The organism is Pseudomonas sp. P5_A2_2, assembly GCF_054177685.1.
Genome location: NZ_JBGCUL010000519.1, coordinates 1 through 3,207, shown reverse-complemented (window position 1 = coordinate 3,207; position 3,207 = coordinate 1). Strand labels below are relative to the sequence as shown.

At 61.0% G+C, this 3,207-nt stretch carries 6 protein-coding genes; all 6 read left to right on the top strand.

Annotated features, from left to right (window positions below; translation table 11 throughout):
- A partial coding sequence (locus ACXRVY_RS21560; RefSeq protein WP_458238192.1) for a DsrE family protein occupies nt 1–237 on the top strand: 237 nt, incomplete at its 5' end.
- A 1-nt stretch (nt 238) separates the two neighbouring features.
- A complete protein-coding gene (gene tusC, locus ACXRVY_RS21555; RefSeq protein ID WP_223461606.1) occupies nt 239–601 on the top strand; it encodes a sulfurtransferase complex subunit TusC in 363 nt (120 codons plus the stop codon).
- Nucleotides 601–894: a sulfurtransferase complex subunit TusB gene (tusB, locus tag ACXRVY_RS21550; protein WP_223461604.1), complete on the top strand. Its 294-nt coding sequence runs from the start codon at nt 601–603 to the stop codon at nt 892–894. Before tusC ends, tusB begins: the two co-directional genes overlap by 1 nt.
- Entirely contained in the window at nt 891–1,226 is a 336-nt protein-coding gene (locus tag ACXRVY_RS21545; RefSeq protein WP_223461602.1) for a TusE/DsrC/DsvC family sulfur relay protein, read from the top strand. The genes tusB and ACXRVY_RS21545 overlap by 4 nt, the downstream gene beginning before the upstream one ends.
- On the top strand, nt 1,223–2,224 hold the full coding sequence (locus ACXRVY_RS21540; RefSeq protein WP_223461599.1) for a glycosyl transferase family protein: 1,002 nt from the start codon (nt 1,223–1,225) through the stop codon (nt 2,222–2,224). Before ACXRVY_RS21545 ends, ACXRVY_RS21540 begins: the two co-directional genes overlap by 4 nt.
- A 91-nt stretch (nt 2,225–2,315) precedes the next feature.
- On the top strand, nt 2,316–3,207 hold an 892-nt coding region (locus ACXRVY_RS21535), incomplete at its 3' end, for a glutathione S-transferase family protein (RefSeq protein WP_458238191.1).

The window sequence follows — 3,207 nt, the reverse complement described above, 5'->3', positions numbered from 1 at the left end:
CCCCAGGATGAACTGGACTTGCCCAGGCAATGGCGCGCCTTCGTCAGCGACCATCAACTCGATGGCGTGGTGTGCATCGCCGCCGCCCTGYGTCGTGGCGTGTTGAACGAGGAAGAAGCCAGGCGCTATCAGCGCGAGGCGGTAGCCGTCGGTGCGCCGTGGGAATTGTCCGGCCTCGGCCAATTGCATGACGCCGCGCAGGATGCCGACCGTCTGATCTGTTTCGGAGGCGCGTGACATGGCCAAATCCATATTGATCATCAGCCGCCAGTCGCCATGGTCCGGCCCAGGCGCGCGCGAAGCGCTGGATATCGTGCTGGCCGGCGGTGCCTTCGACCTGCCGATCGGCCTGTTGTTTCTCGATGACGGCGTGTTCCAGCTCGTCGCCAGTCAGGACGCCAAGGCCTTGCAACAGAAAGACCTGAGCGCCAATCTGCAAGCCCTGCCGATGTTCGGTGTCGAGGAACTGTTCGCCTGTGGCGACAGCATCACCCAGCGCGGCCTGGACCCGAGCGGCCTTTCGCTGGAAGAAGCCCGGGTGTTGGCCGCCCACGAAATCACCGCCCTCATTGACCGTTACGACCAGGTGATCACCCTCTGATGTCGACTTTGCATGTGTTGTCTCATTCCCCGTTCGGCGACGAACGCCTGACCAGTTGCCTGCGCGTGATCGGCGCCAACGACGGGTTGCTGCTGTCGGGCGACGCGGCCTATGCGTTGCGACCAGGCACCGCACCGTTCACGGTGCTCAGTGCACGCGGCCTGAAGTTGTTCGTCCTGGCTGAAGACGCCCAGGCCCGTGCGCTTGCGGTTCCAGACTGGGCCAAAGCCATCGATTACCCGGTCTTCGTCGAACTGTCGATTCACTACGACAAGGTCAACAGTTGGCTATGAATGCACTGACGGTCGGCGCCCGCGCCATCCAGCTGGACAAGGACGGTTTCCTGGTCGAACTGAGTGACTGGTCCGCCGACGTGGCCAGTGCCCTGGCGGCTGCCGAAGACATCGAGTTGACGCCTGAACACTGGGAAGTCCTCGAACTGCTGCGCAGTTTCTACGCCGAGTTCCAGCTGTCACCGGCCACCCGCCCGTTGATCAAATACACCGCCCTGAAACTCGGCCCGGAAAAAGGCAACAGCCTGCATCTGAACCGACTGTTCAAAGGCACTCCCGCCAAACTCGCCGCGAAACTGGCGGGCCTGCCCAAACCGACGAATTGCTTATGACTGATTACCCAGCACTGACACTCGAAACGCCCGCCGAGCATCCGTTCGCCCAGTTCGTGCGGATCCTTGGCAAAGGCAAGCGCGGCGCCCGCGATTTGACCCGGGTCGAAGCCCGCGAAGCCATGGGCATGGTGTTCGATGAAAAGGTCGAGGAAACCCAACTCGGCGCATTCCTGATGCTGTTGCGGCACAAGGAAGAAAGTGCAGAAGAGATGGCAGGCTTCACCGAAGCCTTGCGCGAACGCCTGAATCCTCCKGCACTGGCGGTGGATCTGGATTGGCCGACCTATGCCGGCAAGAAACGCCATCTGCCGTGGTATCTACTGGCAGCGAAGTGCCTGGCGCAAAACGGTGTGCGGATTTTCATGCACGGTGGCGGCGCCCACACGGCCGGCCGCCTGTACAGCGAACAACTGCTGGGCGAACTGAACATCCCGCTGTGCCGCAACTGGCAACAGGTGGGTTCGGCGCTGGATAACGGCGGCCTGGCCTTCATGCCATTGATGGACTGGGCGCCACAGCTGCAACGGATGATCGACCTGCGCAACACCCTGGGCCTGCGCTCGCCGATCCACTCCCTGGCGCGGATTCTCAATCCGCTGGGCGCCCGTTGCGGCCTGCAGAGCATTTTCCACCCGGGTTATCAGGCGGTGCATCGCGATGCCAGCGGCCTGCTGGGTGACACCGCCATCGTGATCAAGGGTGATGGCGGCGAAATCGAGGTCAACCCGGACGCCGACAGCCACCTGTACGGCACCACCGGCGGCGAGAGCTGGGACGAGGAATGGCCGCAGCTGTCCGCGCAGCGTCATGTCAAACCCGCATCGCTTGATCCCGAGCACTTGAAAGCGGTCTGGCGTGGCGATGTGGTCGACAGCTACCCACAAATGGCCCTGATCTCGACCATGGCCCTGGCCCTGCGTGGCTTGGGGCAGAGCCGCGAACAGGCCTTCGAAACCGCTGAAAAATACTGGGCTGCGCGGGACAAATCGATTTAATCGATCATTTTCGCCCGATCTTTGCGCTTTTTGTTCGAACTCATCGGAATAGACTCGACTCCATCGATTATGGGTTTCGGGAGTCTTGAACATGGGTTTGTTAGTTGATGGCCGCTGGCAGGACAAGTGGTACGAAAGCAGCAAGGACGGCGCGTTCCAGCGTGAACAGGCGCAGCGTCGCAACTGGTTAACCGCTGACGGCAAGCCGGGACCGACCGGCGTCGGCGGCTTTGCGGCCGAACCGGGGCGCTATCACTTGTACGTGTCCCTGGCCTGTCCGTGGGCCCATCGCACGCTGATCCTGCGCAAACTCAAAGGCCTCGAAAACCTGATCGACGTTTCGGTGGTCAGTTGGTTGATGCTGGAAAATGGCTGGACCTTCGACCAGAACCTGGGATCTACCGGCGACAAGCTCGATCACTTCGACTTCATGCACCAGCGCTACACCGCCGACACCGCCGACTACACCGGCCGCGTCACCGTGCCGGTGCTGTGGGACAAACAGCAAAAGCGCATCGTCAGCAATGAATCATCGGAAATCATCCGCATGTTCAATGGTGCCTTCGACGATTTGACCGGTAACGACCTGGACTTCTACCCGGCACCGCTACGCGGTGAGATCGATGCGTTGAACGAGCGGATTTATCCGGCGGTGAACAATGGCGTGTACCGCGCCGGCTTTGCCACGTCACAACAGGCCTATGAAGAAGCGTTCGACGATGTGTTTACCGAGCTGGATCGGCTGGAGCTGCTGCTGGGTGCCAATCGTTACCTGGCAGGCGAATACCTGACCGAAGCGGACATTCGCCTGTTCACCACACTGATTCGCTTCGATGCGGTGTACTACGGGCACTTCAAGTGCAATCTGCGGCGGATTGCGGATTATCCGAATCTGTCGAACTGGTTGCGCGAGATCTATCAGTGGCCGGGGGTTGCCGAGACGGTGGACTTCACCCACATCAAGAACCACTACTACGCCAGCC

What these genes read in the sequence shown, in the direction of transcription:
- tusB (WP_223461604.1), top strand. Translation starts at nt 601, where the DNA reads ATGTCGACTTTGCATGTGTTGTCTCATTCCCCGTTCGGCGACGAACGC.
- tusC (WP_223461606.1), top strand. Translation starts at nt 239, where the DNA reads ATGGCCAAATCCATATTGATCATCAGCCGCCAGTCGCCATGGTCCGGC.
- ACXRVY_RS21545 (WP_223461602.1), top strand. Translation starts at nt 891, where the DNA reads ATGAATGCACTGACGGTCGGCGCCCGCGCCATCCAGCTGGACAAGGAC.